13 protein-coding genes are annotated in these 18336 nt (G+C 43.7%); 11 read left to right on the top strand and 2 right to left on the bottom strand.

Annotated elements, in window-relative coordinates; all coding sequences use genetic code 11:
• Positions 1–19: 19 nt before the first annotated feature.
• From ABDK00_RS05600 to ABDK00_RS05650, 11 genes are all read left to right on the top strand, one after another.
• A complete protein-coding gene (locus ABDK00_RS05600; RefSeq protein WP_346238896.1) occupies positions 20–1567 on the top strand; it encodes a RagB/SusD family nutrient uptake outer membrane protein in 1548 nt (515 codons plus the stop codon).
• A gap of 36 nt (positions 1568–1603) precedes the next feature.
• Positions 1604–2314 carry a hypothetical protein gene (locus ABDK00_RS05605; RefSeq protein WP_346238897.1) on the top strand — a complete coding sequence of 237 codons (711 nt, stop codon included), beginning with the start codon at positions 1604–1606 and terminating at the stop codon, positions 2312–2314.
• Positions 2315–2351: 37 nt separating this feature from the next.
• The gene (locus ABDK00_RS05610; protein ID WP_346238898.1) at positions 2352–3386 is read left to right on the top strand and encodes a DUF5007 domain-containing protein; all 1035 of its coding nucleotides are present in this window, start codon (positions 2352–2354) and stop codon (positions 3384–3386) included.
• Between the two features lie 39 nt (positions 3387–3425).
• Positions 3426–6584 carry a SusC/RagA family TonB-linked outer membrane protein gene (locus tag ABDK00_RS05615; protein WP_346238899.1) on the top strand — a complete coding sequence of 1053 codons (3159 nt, stop codon included), beginning with the start codon at positions 3426–3428 and terminating at the stop codon, positions 6582–6584.
• 13 nt (positions 6585–6597) lie between these two features.
• Positions 6598–8160: a RagB/SusD family nutrient uptake outer membrane protein gene (locus ABDK00_RS05620; protein WP_346238900.1), complete on the top strand. Its 1563-nt coding sequence runs from the start codon at positions 6598–6600 to the stop codon at positions 8158–8160.
• A gap of 24 nt (positions 8161–8184) precedes the next feature.
• Positions 8185–8898 carry a hypothetical protein gene (locus ABDK00_RS05625; protein WP_346238901.1) on the top strand — a complete coding sequence of 238 codons (714 nt, stop codon included), beginning with the start codon at positions 8185–8187 and terminating at the stop codon, positions 8896–8898.
• Between the two features lie 30 nt (positions 8899–8928).
• Positions 8929–10572 carry a DUF5008 domain-containing protein gene (locus ABDK00_RS05630; protein ID WP_346238902.1) on the top strand — a complete coding sequence of 548 codons (1644 nt, stop codon included), beginning with the start codon at positions 8929–8931 and terminating at the stop codon, positions 10570–10572.
• Between the two features lie 37 nt (positions 10573–10609).
• Positions 10610–12352, top strand: coding sequence for an alkaline phosphatase family protein (locus tag ABDK00_RS05635; protein ID WP_346238903.1), 1743 nt, complete (start codon positions 10610–10612; stop codon positions 12350–12352).
• A 76-nt stretch (positions 12353–12428) separates the two neighbouring features.
• The gene (locus tag ABDK00_RS05640) at positions 12429–14474 is read left to right on the top strand and encodes a M60 family metallopeptidase (protein ID WP_346238904.1); all 2046 of its coding nucleotides are present in this window, start codon (positions 12429–12431) and stop codon (positions 14472–14474) included.
• Positions 14475–14516: 42 nt separating this feature from the next.
• Entirely contained in the window at positions 14517–16265 is a 1749-nt protein-coding gene (locus tag ABDK00_RS05645; protein WP_346238905.1) for an alkaline phosphatase family protein, read from the top strand.
• Positions 16266–16294: 29 nt separating this feature from the next.
• On the top strand, positions 16295–16753 hold the full coding sequence (locus ABDK00_RS05650; protein WP_346238906.1) for a hypothetical protein: 459 nt from the start codon (positions 16295–16297) through the stop codon (positions 16751–16753).
• A 16-nt stretch (positions 16754–16769) separates the two neighbouring features.
• Here the strand turns inward: ABDK00_RS05650 and ABDK00_RS05655 are convergent, their stop codons facing one another.
• Positions 16770–17624 carry a glutamine amidotransferase-related protein gene (locus ABDK00_RS05655; protein WP_346238907.1) on the bottom strand — a complete coding sequence of 285 codons (855 nt, stop codon included), beginning with the start codon at positions 17622–17624 and terminating at the stop codon, positions 16770–16772.
• Between the two features lie 87 nt (positions 17625–17711).
• Positions 17712–18230, bottom strand: a complete 519-nt coding sequence (locus ABDK00_RS05660) for a DUF4251 domain-containing protein (protein ID WP_346238908.1) — start codon at positions 18228–18230, stop codon at positions 17712–17714.
• Positions 18231–18336 lie beyond the last annotated feature (106 nt).

Below are 18336 nucleotides of genomic sequence, written 5' to 3' on the forward strand. Positions count from 1 at the left end.
GCAAAAAAAGACCACACGAATGAAAAATCTTACTTTAAAAAAATCGCTGATTGCCATTGCGTTTTTAGGGATAGCTTGCATGAGTTCGTGCAATAAGCAATTAGACGTTGCGGCTACGCGTCAGGCTTCTGAAGATCAGCATTGGACTACATTTGAGGATGCCCGTGCAGGTTTGCTAGGCGCCTATGGCTTGTTTCGGGCGGCCCTTTCAGACAACAACGCCTATTGGATCTTAGGAGAACTTCGGAATGGCGACTTTCAGTCTGTGAGCAGGCCCGATCTGAAAGCAGTGATCGATGGTAACCTCAATGCCTCTTTTCCACTTATCGCAGAAGTGACTAACTGGCGCCGGTACTATGCCGTTATCAATGCTTGCAATGTGTTTCTGGAGCGTGCTGATGGCTGCCTGGTCGATGCCCGATATACCGAATCATATTATAAACTGGACATCGCTCAAGTGAGGGCGTTGCGCGCTTTTGCTTATTATATGTTGGTAAGAACATGGGGAGATGTGCCACTGATTACCTCAACCGGCGAAGGCAATTTTGAGAACTTTCCACGTACAAGTAAGAGCGCGGTACTGGGATTTGCAAAAAATGAACTGATGGAGGTTGCGGTAAGGCTTCCCTATCAATACTCAACCGTTGATCCGGACCTTGTATACCCCCCTAATTATTATGGCAAAGCAGCTGCAGACTGGAAAAATACTTTATTAGGAAGATTATCAGCTTATGCAATCCTAGCTCACATTGCCGCGTTAGAAGGCGATTATATAAATGTGGCGGTATATACACAGTTTATTTTGGATAATGCGCCCAAAGCACGTCTAACCACCGTTTCGACGGCTCAGTTGGTGGGCGATCTTTTTCTTTTCAGTACTTCGCAGGTGAGCTGGAATCAATTCATCGGATTCAATTTTATTTATGAAAGAGGGGAGTCTACCACATCGGGCCACATTGAGCAGTTAACGCTGGCTAACACGACAGTGTTTCCCATGTCTAAGCAACTGCCGGATATTTATGTAAATAAAGATAGCATTGCCGTTCTGTTCCCTCGTAGCAACGGAAATGATCAGCGTTTTGGATTCAATCCATTAAACGGGCTTCCCACTGAGGCTTACTTTGAGAATTTTTCTTCGGCAATTCCAGTTTTTAAAAAAATCAGGCAGGTGGACGGCGGCGGTGGCGACGGAACTTTTGCTAAGTATAATTCTTCGATTGTTTTTACAAGGCTTGAAGAAATTACATTATTGAACGCTGAAGCGTTAACCGTGCTGGGCCGCGGAGAAGAGGCGATTCAAAAATTGAACGCCATGCGTTCTAACCGCGGTATTTCCGGGCTTAACTATACGCCCGATCTTGATTTGCTTAAAGAAATTTTTGCTGAAAGAAGACGTGAACTCTTAGGAGAAGGCTGGAGATGGTATGATCTTGTGCGATATAACAAACTAAAAAGAACGAACGATGCCTTTAATGATTTGATCGACAGAGGTGGTATTTACTGGCCAATTGCTCAGGATGTGATCAATAGAAATCCCAATCTTCAACAGAATAGTTATTGGAAATAGTAAAAGTAATCTTAGCGATTATAATAATATAATAGTATGAGAAATAATTTTTTAAAAAGGACGCATGTGCGGCATGTTATCGCAATATTAATTGTTGCATTGATTCTTCAGGCATGTAATAAAGAGGAAAGCCCTTTTGTAGATTTTGATAATAGTTCAGCATCTTATGATGGCGATGCTTTATCCTATCTGCAATCGAAACCCGGCGTTTACGACTCAATGCTTTTGGTAATTAACCGGCTGCCGGGCATTGCGGATTCTATACGCAACGGGAACTATACCATCTTCGCTACGAGCAATCGCTCCTATGCTATTGCGTTGCAAAATATTAATAATGCGCGCAGGGACTCTGTGCCTGCGCTGCCTCCTGTTTCTTTTAGCACGATGGAGCAATATATCTTAGACAGCTTTTTTTGTAAATATATTATTGGAGGCCGGATAACAACAGATGATCTTGCAGCGCGGGCAGATGGTTTGCAGTTTCCCTGTATGAAATACGGCTATACGATGCATACGCAATTTGAAGTAACCAACGCATCCGGCTTTTTGGGAGGCGGCCCTAAAGCCATCTTCTTCAGCGATACGAGAAAATCTGTATTTACTTATAACTGGATCCGGGTCTACACCAATACTGTAGATATTAAAACGGACAATGCGATTGTTCACGTGCTTGATGTAGGGCACAACTTTGGTTTCGGAAATGATTTTATTAACGCGTTGAACCGTCATGCGGAAACGGAGGAGTGAGACAACAGAACTATTCATGAACAATTATATTAAATATATGAACCGTTTATTCAGCAGGAAAGTCGGCTATGCACTAGTTTTATTATTAGCTTCTGCACTTGCATGTAAAAAATATTTACCTCAGGAGCGGAACACGGTTGGAGGCGACTCGCAGTTCACAATCGATCTCTACGAACCCTATCTGGGCCGGACTACTTATTTCACTAATAATTTTTTTAAGGGCAGTACAACCTATCCTGCTGACTTTAAAATAATGAATGTGCGCCGCGTTACAGGAGAACCTGCTCCTGAACTCACCGAGGCGTTTCCTGTAAAAGTTTGGAAGAAAGCTTACGACGGTACCGAAACCTCCCTCGCTGAAATTGAGGCTAAAAGGGTTACGGAATATCATTCGATCCTCGAAATGAGCCCACATACCGGTAACCTTACATTTTGGTCGGCAGGAAAATCAAGTTTTATACGGTCGCAGCCAGATTCCGGTTATTTGTTCGATGTCGAATTGACAAATTCCGGGGGCCGCCGGTTCTTTAGAAATTTGAAAGTAAAGCCCCTGCGCGAAAGCCCAACTATTCCTTCAAATCTCAATATCTACACGGGCCAGCCGGTCAGAGAAAATTTTGGAATTTCTGTGATATCAAATGTTGTCGGCGCCAAAGATGACAGACGGTTTTTGGGATCCGGAGACGTAGACGTCTATATTAGAAAGTCGGAACCTTCTCTAGGCAATTCGATCACTTTTCGGTTTCTGGATACTTTATTTAACGCATTGAACCCGGCACTGTTTGACGAAACGGATTGGGAGCATCTTGTACACGGGTTCAACATGCAAAAAACAGACAGTTATGTGAAATATGACGTAGCGTTTCCTGTGCCGTTGGCCAACACACCCACAAGGTATACAACAACCAACGGGGCGACAGCAGCGGTTAGATTTAAATACTCAAGGATTGGTTTTGGAGGCGCTCGCATTGCTTCGGAGTTCGGGCTGAATTTCGCCATTTTCGAGCCAGGGGATTGGGAAATCATATTCGCATTTAAAACAGATGTACCTAAAACTACTGACGATCTATAAAAACAGGCTATGAATCTATTTAAGTCAAAATTGAGAGCAATGAGATTATTCTATCTGACATTTTTATCGATACTCGTTTGCAGTCTGTGTAATGATGTCAGCGCACAAAATATTACAATTAAAGGGCGGGTGCTTGATAAGGAAATCAATACAGGAAAATTCGGCGTTACCGTTTCTGCAGGCGCACCCCCAAAACCCGTCGCTATAACCGACGACAATGGCAATTTCACTGTAAATGTGTCGGTGGGCACCGAGCTGTCTTTTAGCCACACCGGCTATTTCCCTGTGACGCATACAGTTGTTGCCACTGATAGTACGCTCGAAATTTTATTAGAGCAATCTTCAAGCAGTTCGATGCAGGAAGTAAGGGTGGAGGGTTACCGAAACAAAAACCGTGATGTGGCAACTGGCTCCAGCGCCAAGGTAAGCGGCAAAGCCATTCAGGATGTACCTGTATCAAACGTGGTTGAGCTACTACAGGGTAAAGTAGCGGGTCTGGATGTACAGAACAATAATGGGTCGCCGGGGGGAATGGGTACAATTAATTTGCGTGGATCGTCAAGCATCAGTGTCAGTGCTGATGGATTCCTCACACCTACCTCACCTTTATTCGTGGTGGACGGTGTGCCCATCGATGTAAATTCCGGTTACGAATACGGCTTCCAAAGCAGCGGACCAGGTATTAGTCCCATTTCATTGATTCCGCCGGAAGATATCCAAGATATTGATATTTTGAGAGATGCTTCGGCAACTGCGCAATACGGATCGCGTGCCGCTTACGGGGTGATCATAATCACCACCAAACGTGGTTTATCTAAAACACCTATTGTGCAATATAGCGGCCAGTTCTTTACAAAAACACCACCGAGGTTGCGCTCCGTAGTGGGCGGGGTAGAAGAGCGCATGAGACGCATCAATGCAATTTTGGAGTACGACTCATCGCTGGCTTCGGCAATGGCTTTAATTAATACTAATGTTGCATTGTCCGACAGCTTAAATCCATATTATAACAATTCGACCAATTGGCAGGACCTGTTTTATCGCACTACACTTAACCAGACACATACAGTTCAGGTGTATGGTGGGGATCGCACCTTTAATTATAAAACCAATCTTAGCTATTACTCGGAGGATGGTATTATTCAGAATACAGGATTTAAACGCTACACGCTTAGCATGAATGCATTATATCAACCCACTGAAAAGTTCAGGGCTCAAATCAACTTACAGGGAGCTTTGGGTCAGCGGAAAGCGGGCAGTGGCGCCAACCTCACGCAGGATGAATTGAATAGCGCTATACGTTCATCCTCTTTGTTGCCTGCTTCTATATATTCTGGTACGGGATCAGTTTTTAATTTCGGATCGGTAAGAAGTAATAATAAGTCTGCAAACATTCTGGGTTCTTTAGACCTGCAATGGCAGTTTGTACCAGGGGTTACCGCCAGAAACAATTTTAGCTATAATTTTAACTCCGGTACGGAAGATGTGTTTCTGCCCTCATACATCAATAACAACAATGCTAAAGGAACTACACAATATACCAGGCGCTACGTATTGAATAACAGAACCGGCCTTGACTATGTGCAGATGTTTGGAGAGTTCTTTCAATTTGCGGCCGGTGCTTTTACAGAAATAAGCGCGGAAGGATCGCGAGCCAACCGCAACGAATTATTGGGTTTTCCAAATGATGATATTGAAGGCCCGATTGGATATAACCCCGAGCTGTCGTTAGGCGGAACGCTGGCTAACTTGTATGACAAACGCTTGCACGGTTATGGCGGCTATGCTACATTTAACTGGGATACCAGGTATATCATCGATTTCAACTATCGCCGGGATGCCACTTCTAATAATGGTGCCAATGCGGGTTATACCGAAAACCCGGCAATCAGCGGCCGGTGGAACTTTGGCCGGGAAAAATTTGTAATAGACAATGTTGACTGGATTAAATTCGGAGCCTTAAGAGGTAGCTGGGGTAAAACAATTTCACCCACCGGAGACATTTTTGACGTATATGGTAAATATGTAGTTGGGCAGCAATACAATAATAACCCAACTGTATTCCTCGATTTAGGAACGGTGCCGAACACCGGGTTTTTGCCGCAAACCATCACCAAAACCAACTTTGGTATAGAGCTGGGTTTATTTGCACAAAACCGTTTAGAAATTAACTACGATACTTATTATAATTCTAACGATAACGAACCGCGGGAAATTCCTTTACCGAATACCAGTGGATTTCAGAATCAGGTTACTAACGAAATAAGCACCGCAAACTATGGCCACGAGTTGTCTCTAACGGTGCGTATATTCCGGAATGAAAAGCCGGTTCAGTGGACTGTTAGCGCCAACGGAGCGCTTAATCGAAGAGTTGTAACACGATTGCCCAATGGCATCAGGGAGTTTATATTCCAAGTGCCGGACGGGGGCGTTGACGTGCCGGTGGTGTACCGTATCGGAAGAGATTTGTCCCCATTGTTATATTATAACCAGGGAGTTTATGCAAGTACGGCGGATGTACCCGTTAATCCGGCGACAGGTTTACGCCAACAATTAGGTAATCAGAGTTTTTATTTTCAGGGCGGAGATCCAAAATGGGTTGATGTTAACGGTGATTATGTAATTGACGACCAAGACTTATTACCATTGGGAAATCCTTTCCCAAGAGCTACAGGAGGTATTATCTCCAACGTTCAGTGGAATGGATTTACCTTAATAACGCAGGTGAACTATACGCTCATCCGCGATGTTTTGAATGCTGCTGCAGCGAATGATCTGGCAAACTTCTCCACGAATATCTACGGTGGCTCTTCTTTACCTCCAATTGAGCAGTACAATTATTGGAAACCCGACGCAGTTGGTAGCAATAGCGGAACGGTAGGGGCCACGTATCCCAATCCATTCGACTTTAGAAGGGCTGAAGTATTAAAGCCTTTTAGGAATAATCAGTCGCTGTTCCTGGAAGATGGGTCTTACTGGAAGTTGGGTCAGGTTACGCTTTCTTATAATCTGGATAGAAATTTCATCAAGCGTTTTGGAATGACATCGGCCCGCCTGGCCTTTACCGCGGCCAATGTTTACACGTTTTCCAAATATTCAGGTCCCGATCCTGAACTGGTGACCGCGTTAGGACGTGATAACTCTAATGGTTATCCCAATGCGCGGACGTATTCTATGTCAATAAATGTTCAATTCTAAAATGATGAATATCATGAAAAGGTTAAAATATTTCCTCATTGCAACATTTTTTATCGCTTCGCTCAGCAGTTGCAAGAAATTTCTTAACGTGGATCCGCCAAGTGATTTGTCGGGTAATAACTTTTGGCAGACGCTGAAGGATGTCGAAAATTTCACCAACGGAAATTATGAGCTGTTTCGACAGGCTACGACGCGTACCAACATGCAGGCTCCTGCTGGTAATGCTGAATATCCCTATTTGCCTTTTGCTGGCGAGCTAAGAGGAGGAATGGTAAAAGAGAATACGGAACTGGGTTGGGGCCGGGGTTATATCGCAGATCTTGCTAACAACAACATCCGCCGTTTTGTCGATTTTAACTATGCTGGTAACAACTGGCGCAACATTTTTAATCATGTTCGGTTTACGCAGTGGGATCGATACTATCGCGTAATCGCGGCAGCGAATATTGCAGTAGACAGAATCGGCGGTGTACCGGATCCGGATATGACAAGCGAGTTGAAAGCCAACTATATTGGAGAGGCCGTCTTCATCAGAAACCTTGCTTATTTTTTTATGGTTCGGCAATTTGGTGACGTGGCTTATTATACCGAGCCTTATTTCGCAAAACCTTTGAAGAGAATGCCCATGGTAGACGTGTTGAAAAACTGCATCGCCGATATGAAAGCTTATTACAAGGGCATGGCATGGACTTATGATGATCCCTTCTACGTGGGTATACGAGGTATGCGCGGCGCGGGTATTGCTTTAATGATGGAGATGAATTTGTGGCTTGCAGGGTTCGACTTGCCTAATAGCCAGCAATACTATAATGAGGTGATAGCATTGGCCAACGAAGCTATTACCGAGAACAACGGGGCGTACGAATTGCTGCCTATCGAACGATATATTGAAATTTTCAAAGGAAGAAGTAAAGAAAATCTGTTTGGCATACCCCAAAACCGAAACTATGGCGAAAGGTTTGGTTGGAGCGATTTCTTCGATCAGGTAAAATACGATCCGCTAAATCCAAACACAGCAAGTATCCCGTACATGAGTTATACTGCCGATTTTATGCGCGCTTTGTATCCGGAAGGGGAAGCTGATCAGCGTTTGCAATTGTGGTTCAATCCGGCTACGGCTTACAGCGCTAACCGAACCTTCCAAATGAAAAAATTTCTCGTGACTTCTGATCCGAATTCAATCGATTTTAATGACCGGAACGATGCTACCCAATGTATTTACCGTTATCCGGATATCTTCCTTATGCAGGCAGAAGCCTACGCAGCTTTGGGAAATGATGCTTCTGCAAAACAGGCCGCCAATATTATTCGCGATCGAGCAAAGGCTTCACCTCTGACACAGACAGGAGAAGAGTTGAAGGAGCAGATATTCCTGGAACGTGCGCGCGAGTTTATCGGCGAAGGCCACTATTGGTTTGATTGTGTGAGAAGCAGAAGAATTATTGACCTTACCTACAGGTATTGTTATCATACAACTGTCGAAAACTTCAGGGCGGGTGCCTGGACCTGGCCAATCCACAGAGATGCGTTGATCAACAATCCTGAAATGACGCTAAATAACTATTGGGAACAATAAACTATAACACGGATAAATATTGTTATGAATAACAGATTAAAATTATTAGTGCTTCCGCTTTTTGCAGTCCTTCTATTGTTGGGAGCCTGTAAGAAAGATTATTTTATTGACACCGGCACTACTAAGGCTGAATTCGATGGTACCATACTCGATTATCTGAAGTCGAAGCCGCAGTATTTTGATACACTCGTGAAAATTATCGATTATGCAGGAATGACCAGCATTTTTCAAACCGAGGAAATTACGTTTTTTGCGCCAGCTGATTCTAGTTTACGGCGTACCTATGAGGTGTGCAATCTTATTTTAAATCAGTTGGGCCGACCTCCTATTACCAAATACCAGCAGGTGAAGCCAGCAGTGTGGCGGCAGGCGTTATCGCGATATGTTTTTAAGGGTGCCAGATCATTAACTGATTATCCGCAGCTTGACCCTGAAAATATGGCTGCCTATCCGGGCCAGATCTACAATTCTTATGACGATTTGATCATGAATATAGGAGCTATTTATACCTCCGGCGGAGGCGTGCCTTATGCGGGCTATCGAAGACTTACAATATCTTATATCCCGTCAGCTTCTTCAGCTCGTGATTATCAAACATGGACGTCTGCTTCAGTAGCTTCGGTAGATATTAAACCAACTAATGGCTATGTTCATGTTTTAATGTACCCTTTTCATTTTTTTGCTTTTGATCCATTTAAATTTCTTGAAACTGCAATATCAGCAGGTATTGATAATTAATGATTATTGGTCAATTCATTTTTAAATAGCATGATACAACTTAATAATAAAATAGCGGCTTACTTGTTACTGTTGGCCGTTTGTTCCGGTGGGATTCTGTCCTGTAAGAAAAATGGAGTAAGCGAAGATCCGCTTTATGCCGTGTCTCCGGAAGGGTTAATTTCTTTTGAGGACGTACCGCCCTCACCATCTGTAGCCGCGGAGGGTTCTGTGGTTACCATAAAGGTAAATGGCCTTAAGGATCACGAAGGGAGTTTTCGTTTTTATATCAATCAGACACCGGCCGATATCGTCGCGGTATCAAACGAAGAAGTTCGGATTAGAATTCCGATCACAGCAAGTACGGGCAGTTGCGCGATAGAGATTGATGGTCAGTTCTACTTCGGTCCGGTAATCGATATTCGGGGAAAACTGAATATTGATCCGACTTTCAATGCAACAACCAGTGTTTCTGATAATTCGATTTATGGCATAGAGACAAGGCCTTTAGGTGGCTACCTTATTTATGGAGCATTCAGAAACTATGAAAATAAAGCCACTGCGTTAGCCGCCATCACAGGGCTGGCCTTTATTGATAATAATGGGGCTTTGCTTACCACGGGTAGTGGTTCCGGGCTACGGCCGGCGTTTAATATTGGTACCACCGGCCTTAATGGTACAATTTTATCAGCAGTGGTAACAAGTGATAATAAGGTAATTGCTGGAGGCGTTTTCAGCAGTGTAAATACCCGAGGAAATATCAGTAATATCAGCCGTTTCAATGCAAACGGGTCATTGGATACCACCGCATTTGATATTGCGGGCGATGGCTCGCTGCCCACGGCGATAGGTCCGGCATTCAATGGGGGCTTCTCCGGAGCTGTTAATAAATTATTCAACACAAGTAATGGTGTTGTAGCTATCGGAAACTTTTTCGATTATAACAGCATTCTTTACGAAAGATCTACATCTGAGAGTCCTTATGTTGATAAAATAAGAATTGGCCAGGTAGCCCGGGTTGATATCGATGGTAATATCGATTCTTCTTTTAATCTGAATACTTCACTGCGGCCGGTACAGGGATATACAACCGCCAACGGCTACATTTATGATGGGGTAGAAATGCCCGGTAATAAGTTGTTAATGGTAGGAAATTTCACGGTGTTTGAAAACCAATCTGCAGGCCGTATAGTCCGTATCGATTTAAGTACCGGAAGAAGAGATGCAGCGTTTGCCGCCACTGGCGCCAATGGTAGTATTACAAAAATCACTTATAACAGCACAACTAAAAAACTGCTGCTCACCGGCGAGTTCACCACCTTTAATGGCCAGCCGGCAAACGGCATTGTTATGCTTGATGAAAATGGTAATGTTGATAATTCGTTTGATTTTAAACCCGTTGAAGGCGGGATACCCAACTTTGCTGGCCAACTGAACGATGGAAAAATTATGGTTTCGGGCACGTTTAATAAATACAACGGTATCGTTCGTCCCGGGTTTATGGTGCTCAATCCGGATGGGAGCCTGGCCGTTGGCTACAATAATATCGGCTATTTTGATGGCGTCGTGCAGGATTTTGTAGAATTTCCCAGCGACACCGACCCATCTATTAATTACGTGATCCTGGTAGGTTCTTTCAATCGTTACGATAGTAAAGATGTAGGCAATATTGTAAAGGTTAGATTTCAAAATTGATAGCTCGAATACTGTATAAACTTTTTAATAAAAGAATATGAATAAGAGATTTTTTGGAGGTTTTGTGGCGTCAGTTTTAGCAGGGCTATTGGTACTGGCTGCCTGCAATAAATCAGTGCAAAACGATTTAGGTGGAGATGGAGGCGCCGACACAACAGCTGTAAAGAATAAGGTACTGTTTATTATGATCGACGGGGCAGTAGGCGATGAGGTAAGAAAAATACAGGCGCCGACGCTGGTAAATATGGCTGATAACGCAATTTTTTCCTGGGATGCGCTGAGTGATTTTGATAATAATACCAGCGGTAACTATTTAACATGGGCCAATATTTTAACCGGAACAGAAAGTAGTAAACATAAGGTGACTGGTAATAGTTTTGCATCAAATAATTTTTCCCAATACCCCAGTGTATTTACCAGGTTGAAGCAAAGCCGCCCGGATCTTAAAACCGCAGCTTTTACTGCCAGTAAGGTTTTAAGCGACAACCTCGCGGCTGATGCTGCTGTAAAGCAATCATTTGAAAATAATGATGTTGCCGTTAAAAACGCTGCAATGGCTGAGTTATCGTCAAACAGCGCGTCAGATCTTGTACTGGTACAATTTCATAACGTGGAGACTGTAGGGACGGCTTCAGGCTATCTGGCTTCCAACACAGCCTACCGGAATGCCGTTCTGGAGGTTGATAACCACATAAAAGAGATGATGGCTTCTATTGCAGCCCGCCCATCTTATGCCAAGGAAAACTGGCTGATAATGGTAGTTTCTAATAAAGGCAACAATACGCCCTTTGTTCCAGGGCCTGGCGAGATTTGGTCTGCGTTTAAAGACGGGCGTCACAACACAATGTTCTTGGCTTACAATTTTACACCGATACCCAACTTTCGAATTCAAAATACTGCCAAGCCAACCGTGATTCCTTATTTGGGAACCAGCACCTATTATAGCGGAACGCGTTCTCAAAACAAAAGAGCCCGTATGATTGGCAATAATGAGGTAGGGAATATTGGCGCGACGGGTAGCTACACTATTCAGTGTAAGGTAAGGCTACCACAGGTGAACGTAAATTATCCAGCGATCCTTTCAAAAAGAGCAACTTTTTCCGGCGGGGTTGTAGGATGGGTATTTTTCCTTGAAGGTGGAAGATGGCAGATCAATTTTGGGCAATCAGGGTTTGGAAATATACAACTGGGCGGAACGACCATCTCAGACAATGACTGGCATACTTTAACAGCACAAATCACTCAGGTCGATGCCAACACCCGCACCGTTTATGTGTTTACAGATGGTCAGCGTTCAGCTGGTAACATCAATATTGCTGGCCGGGGTAATTTAGACTCTCCAAGTCCGCTGACTTTTGGAAATAACGATAACGACAATAATACGGGGTTGACCAACTATTTGGTCACTGATGTCAGGATCTATAATACAGCGCTGCCTGACGATTACATTCAGGCCAACTATTGCAGGACAGATGTAGCCGATGATGAGTATAAAGATAATCTTCTGGGTTTTTGGCCGTCCAATAATATCGGACCTGATAAGATCATTGCGGATGAAAGTGGAAATGGTAACGACCTGCTCGTACAAACATTCGATCCGGCAATATTTAATGATATAAGTACAAAGGTTTGCCCACCCATCGTCCCTGCGGTATATCGGTCTGTTCCTAATTCGGTGGATGTTGCAATGCAGGTGTATCAGTGGTTAGGTGTGTTGACGCCCCCGTCTTGGGGTTTGGATGGTAAAACCTGGTTACCTCAATATATAAATGTGCGATAAAGGGAAGGTAAAAATCAAAAAACAGGAAATCGATTAAATAAAGGTTTCCTCCGACTTAAAAAATAAATAATTTAGAATGAATAAAAGTTTGTTATACGCAGTGGCTGTTTGCAGCACTTTTATGATAGTGCTGTCGGCGTGCAACAGAGACAGGGACTTTGGCATTCAGGACGGCTTTCCCGGCGACGGCGAGGGCTCGTCTAATGTAACCGTCGACACGAGTGTCAAAAATATCGACGCAAGTAAATACGCGAAAGCCCGAATATTTCCCGGATTGGTTTGCAGTAGCGAACCGAGGTTGAACAATGTGACTGTAAACATGAACTTCAAGTATTTTCCTGCTGACAAGGAGCAGCTCCGCATTTCTCAGCCCCCAATTATATTAAATGGTGTCGGAAATCCAGTGGGGCCTATTACCAGTACAGGCTTATATGCTGCCCCCGGCGAATTATTAATTATTGATGTCCCCACCGGAATGAATTCTTTATTGGTACAGGTGGGGGCGTGGACTTACGATGCGTCTTCCGTTCAAAATGCGCAGCGGGATCCGGTAATTTTTTCAAGAACCAGCTTGTCGCCAGGTCGCAATTATCTTCGGAATTTATATGGCGGTCCCATATATATCATTCCTCAAACTCCTATGGACAATCCGGTTCCCCTTATTTTCAGTAATGTGGTTAAAATGCCTGACTTCATTTACGGCCAAACCAGCGAGGCAGATTTCCAGGCAGCTATTAGAAACTCTTGTACACCCTGGTTAGAACTTCGCAGCGAAAACATCATTTTTACTTTACCACGCCAGTTTTTTATAGATAGGAATGTTACAGATTTAAATGGCTTAATGAAACAATGGAACGATGCGATTAAGTACGACTATTATGAATGGGAAGGATTAAAAGAGGTGTTAGGCCCCGGCGATGATCCGGTAGATCAGGCCCCGCTGCTTCCCTGGCGCGTTGTGCAGGACATTACCTTACCGCCCGGGGCTGGTGGTGTTTCAGGCTACCCCTTCCGTGCGCAATACGGATACGGTTGGTTTGATGAATTTACCGATCACGAATACCTGGCTAATGCGGCAAGCTGGGGAACCTTTCACGAGATCGGTCACAACAATCAGCAGGGGCAATATTGGAGTTGGGGCTCACTTGGAGAAACAACCAATAATCTTTTTATTTTTAAAAATGCAAAGCGCCTCGGTGTTTACCCGGCAAAGCATACTTTTCCCGTCGATGATTTGGCGGGCAAAATTACACCGGCCGTTAATTGGGCGAAATCGGCGATCGGGTCGAGAAATTTCGATGGTTCTGATGCGGCCATCAACGATCCCTTTGCACGCCTTACACCCTTTCTGCAAATATTTAATAAAATACCTGCCAATTGGGGCTATAATGGCCAACCATGGGGATGGGATTTTATGCCTTATTTGTATAAAAAAGCCAGAAGAGCCGTTCGTATTTCCACAAGCGATCAACAAAAAAGGGATTTCTTCTTTGAAGCCATTTGCGATTTTACACGTCGTGACTGGACACCTTTTTTCAGGCAATGGGGTATTGCTGTAAGTGCTAATTATTCTGCCAGAATGGGAGCACTTTATCCGGTAATGGCTCAAAAAATTTGGGAATATAATCCCATTACGATGACCGGGGGCGACGCTGCATATGTAGAACCAATATCGCGAGCCAATTGGGTAATAACCGGAAGCTCTGAAGAAACTTCGGGCGAGGGAGCTGTAAACGGACGGTTCAGTACGCTAAAAGACGGAGATCTCACAACTTTCTGGCATTCGAACTGGGCGTCGAGCAGCCCAGAGCCTCCGCATTTTATTTCCGTTGATATGCAAACAAGCCAAACGTTCAGCGCATTTCAGATTGCGCAGCGCCAATCAGGGTCGGGTACGAGCCGGGCTGTCAAAACTGTGATTATTGAAACAAGCCCTGACGGAAACGTTTGGACGGCAGCGTCGGGAAGTCCGTTTACGCTGCAAAATATCCAGGGTTTACAAACATTGCAGTTGCCTTCTTCAATTTCTGCGCGATACTTTAAAATTACGATTCCCGATAGGGCTGCGATTTACGATGGCGATAAGTTTGCGGCACTAAGCGAAGTGGGCCTTATTAAATAAGTAAAAAAACGCAGCAGGGCTGCGAACCAAAAATATATACGGATGAAAAAATATTTAATTCCAGGTTTCCTGGCCGTTACTGTTCTCTTTACCGGAATGCTTAGTTCATGTAAAAAATATGCTGATCCTCCTCCTTTTTTTGAGGATGATTTAGACACAACTAACACCATTACCAGTAGAAGGGTCTTGCTCATCGGTATTGACGGAGCAGTAAGCAGCGAGGTTAAAACCATCGCGCCGCCCACTATCACAGGCATGTTAGCTCACGCAAAATTTCAATGGGACGGTGTAACCGATGAAATATCTACCGATGCAGCTTCCTGGAAGACATTGGTATCGGGGGTATCTTATGGGCGTCATAAAATTAAGGACAGCACATTTATTTACACCCCGCCGGAAGGCGAAGACTCTCACGGTGGGGCGCCTTCCTATTATCCTTCCATGTTTTCTTATATTCTTTCTTCGGCCAATAAAAATAACCTGCGTACCAGCTTTATTTCTTCATGGCCAACATTGGTCGAAAGAGTGGTGCCGGAGGTTTTAGACCCGGTTATTGCTACTGGTGATCAAGGTGTGAAAGATTCGGCGATTGCGAGACTCAAAAATAAAAATCCCGAGTATATGGTGCTTCATTTTAATAGTCCGTCTATTGCGGGTAAGTCAGGTGGTTTCACTTCAAGCAACACGGGCTACAAAGATGCGATCACCAAAGTTGATAGCTATATAGGAGAAATCATGACCGCCTTAAAAGCAAGGCCTGAGTATAATAAAAATGAGGAGTGGCTGGTAATTATTACCAATACACATGGGGGAGTAGGAAATAATTATGGCGGTGGAACCAGCAAGGAGAACACGTCGCTTGTAATGTTTTACAATGAGAAATTTAAGCAGGGGGAATTTAGAAGGGCTGATCACTCAATCGTTGAAATTAAAGGAAGGGACGGAAATACAGTAAAAGCGCAGGCTTTGGATGACAACGGGCTCTATAGCGTCGGAAATGGAGAACAGACAATTCAGTTTAAAATGAAAGGTACTGGTTTTGGAAATTATCCTCACTGGGTATCAACAATGAGCAGGTGGCCAAGTACTTCAGGATGGTCTATTTTTTCGGGTGGAGGTAATTGGTCTATTTCTGTTAGATCAACCACAAGTGGAGAAAGAAGAATACAGGGTGCTCCAACAGGTCCCTATGCCGATGGGAATTGGCATACATTAACGGTTGTTTTTTACGATAGTGCGGGCAGCCGGTGGGTGAAACGTTTTACAGATGATATGCGAATTAAAGAGTCTGCAAACGTTAATTTAGGTGCCAGTTGGGGTGATATTGCTAACAGCGGTCCGCTTACATTTGGATGGGGCGCAGACCCGGGTTATAATCCGGTAACCTATGGACTATCTGATGTGAGAATATTCAATACAGCGCTCACAGATGCGGAGATTGTATCGTCTTTATGTCTTAAAGATATATTGGCAGATCATCCAAAAAAGAATAATATTATCGGTTATTGGCCGTGTAATGATGCATTTGGTGGGAAATTCAGTAATTATGCCGCAGGTAAATCAAATTATCCACTTACGTTGGCGGGACCGTTTTCATGGATAACTGAACCTCTCTTACCATGTAGTTTTACAGCAGCTCCTGCAGATCCTAGCAAAACGCAGCTACTTATAACAAGTTCAAGCATGGCGAGAACGATATTTTATTGGATTCGAGTTCCTGTTGCGGATAGTTGGGGATTTGAAGGCGTAGACTGGCTTAAAAATTACGACGAAGAATTTGTAGAGTTTTAATTTATTCATTTAACTTAAAAACAAGATCAATGAAAACACTTACTCTTTTTTTATTTTTATTAAACCTATGTTTCAATACTTCTGGTAGCATCCAAAATAGCGACGAAGATGTGCAATTTTTTTACCGTCCCAGCAGGGTTGAAACAAAGCTGAACACAAATGATGTCACAATTGTTAACTATACCTCTGACGTTATACTAGTTTTAAGAGATAGTGCCAATATGCTAGATCATCTTTCCTACCCTTCTACGACATCTTACGCTTCATATTTTGAATTCGGTCCAAATGCCTACTTGGAGGCTGCCGCCGCCATTGGAGATGGCTCTGAGCCGTGGCCTGAAAATGAAGCAATTGAAATAATTCTTTACTATAATAATGGATTGACAACAGATTATTTTTATTTAACGGAGTTTATGTATTATTTTTTCTACCCTCAAGCTAATGTTACAGGACCGGTCAGAATAGAAATCAGAAAGACGATATGGTAGTTTTTTTATGTTTGTTTTACACCTCTGCCATCGCTTCCACCATCAAATGGCTGTAAGCTTCATTTAGAAAATTGGGGATCAGGTTTTTATTGGTCCAGTGGATTTTGTCAGGATCTTCCAGGTGTTCAAGCATGCTGTTGAGCTTGGCTTCACCGTGGTTGGCGATTACAACGGCACGTTTTTCTTCATTCTGAAAATGGCTGCTCATGCCCGCTGCGTCTGCTTCAGGGTGAAATTGGGTTCCAAAAATATAATCGCTAAACCGAATGCCCATTACAGCCCTTTCGTAAGGTACATGCGGCCGCTCCTTTTCTAAACAGGTAATATAAGCGCCCATTTCATGCAGCAGGTCTAAGTTGGGCTGTATCAACTGGAAATCGCGGCTATCCACACCAAAAAAAGGATTCTTTAAATTGCGGAATACCGGGTCGCCGATGGCCTCGGGCATAATATGCATCGGGAATACGCCAAAGGAAGTCGATTTGCGTTTGCAAAGTAAACCCGCATTAAAGTAGCGGCTCGCCAACTGAAAAGAATGGCAAATCAAAAACACAAATTTCTTTTGAGTATTGTCGGGGTTGTCATTCCAGCGAATGACTTCGCCCAACCACCGGTTCCATTCAATATCCCAATCGTCAAACCTGCTAACCAGCGGATCGCCGGGGCCGCCGCTGGAGATAAATATATCATAAGACAGATCCGGAATTTCATTTTTTACGCGCACGTCAAATACATCATAAACAATATTGTAGTTACGCTTGGACGCCCATGTGTGCACGATTTCATTAATACAGCGCATGCCCTGGTTCGCATACCCGGCATTCAAATCCAAAACTGCAATACGTAGCTGCTTTTTATCAAAATCCACCATCCGGCAAATTTACAATCTTTTGCTTTTCTGAACGGGGAGGCTGGCTTCGATTTTACTAACAGTTGTTTATAATCAATTAATAAGGGCTTACTCATTGGGTTCAATCCTTCCATTAAAAGAAATAGGCGTGCGGTTAACGCTCAGGATCTGGACGGATGCGTAGCCCGAAGGCGTAACCGTGATATAAACACTCCTGACGTCGCGGTCATCCTTCGGTGTGATCGTGATCTGGTGGTTTTTTTTGCGGATCGTTTTCTTGTAATCAAAATCGGTAGAAGTGAACTTGATCCCTCCTTTGTTCGGATCGATGGGTGCGGTAAACGAGCGGCCGAAAAAAGGAAGAAACGCTGATACCGAATCAGGTGTTACCTTCAGGTCATAACCCGAGGTAAGCTGGTAGAGGTTATTTCCATTAGGAAACATAAACCTTGGATTGAACCGGCTATCTTCTGTAGGAATGACCGTCTGCGCCACAAATGTGTAGCGCTGCTCGTCGATCAAACGATTATAGTCAACGCCTGCCGACGATTGTGAACTATTTTGTTGCGAAGCGCATCCAGCTGCGATAGCAAATATCAGCAGCAGCGCAAAATGTATTTTTTTCATGATTGAAATTTTATACAAAGTGATCGATCACACGGTTATAAGATGATTTTTTAAAAAACATTACACAAGTTTTATACCCGATTGTTGGTTTTTAACAATCACATTG

The organism is Niabella insulisoli (genome assembly GCF_039652435.2).
Taxonomy (GTDB): domain Bacteria; phylum Bacteroidota; class Bacteroidia; order Chitinophagales; family Chitinophagaceae; genus Niabella; species Niabella insulamsoli.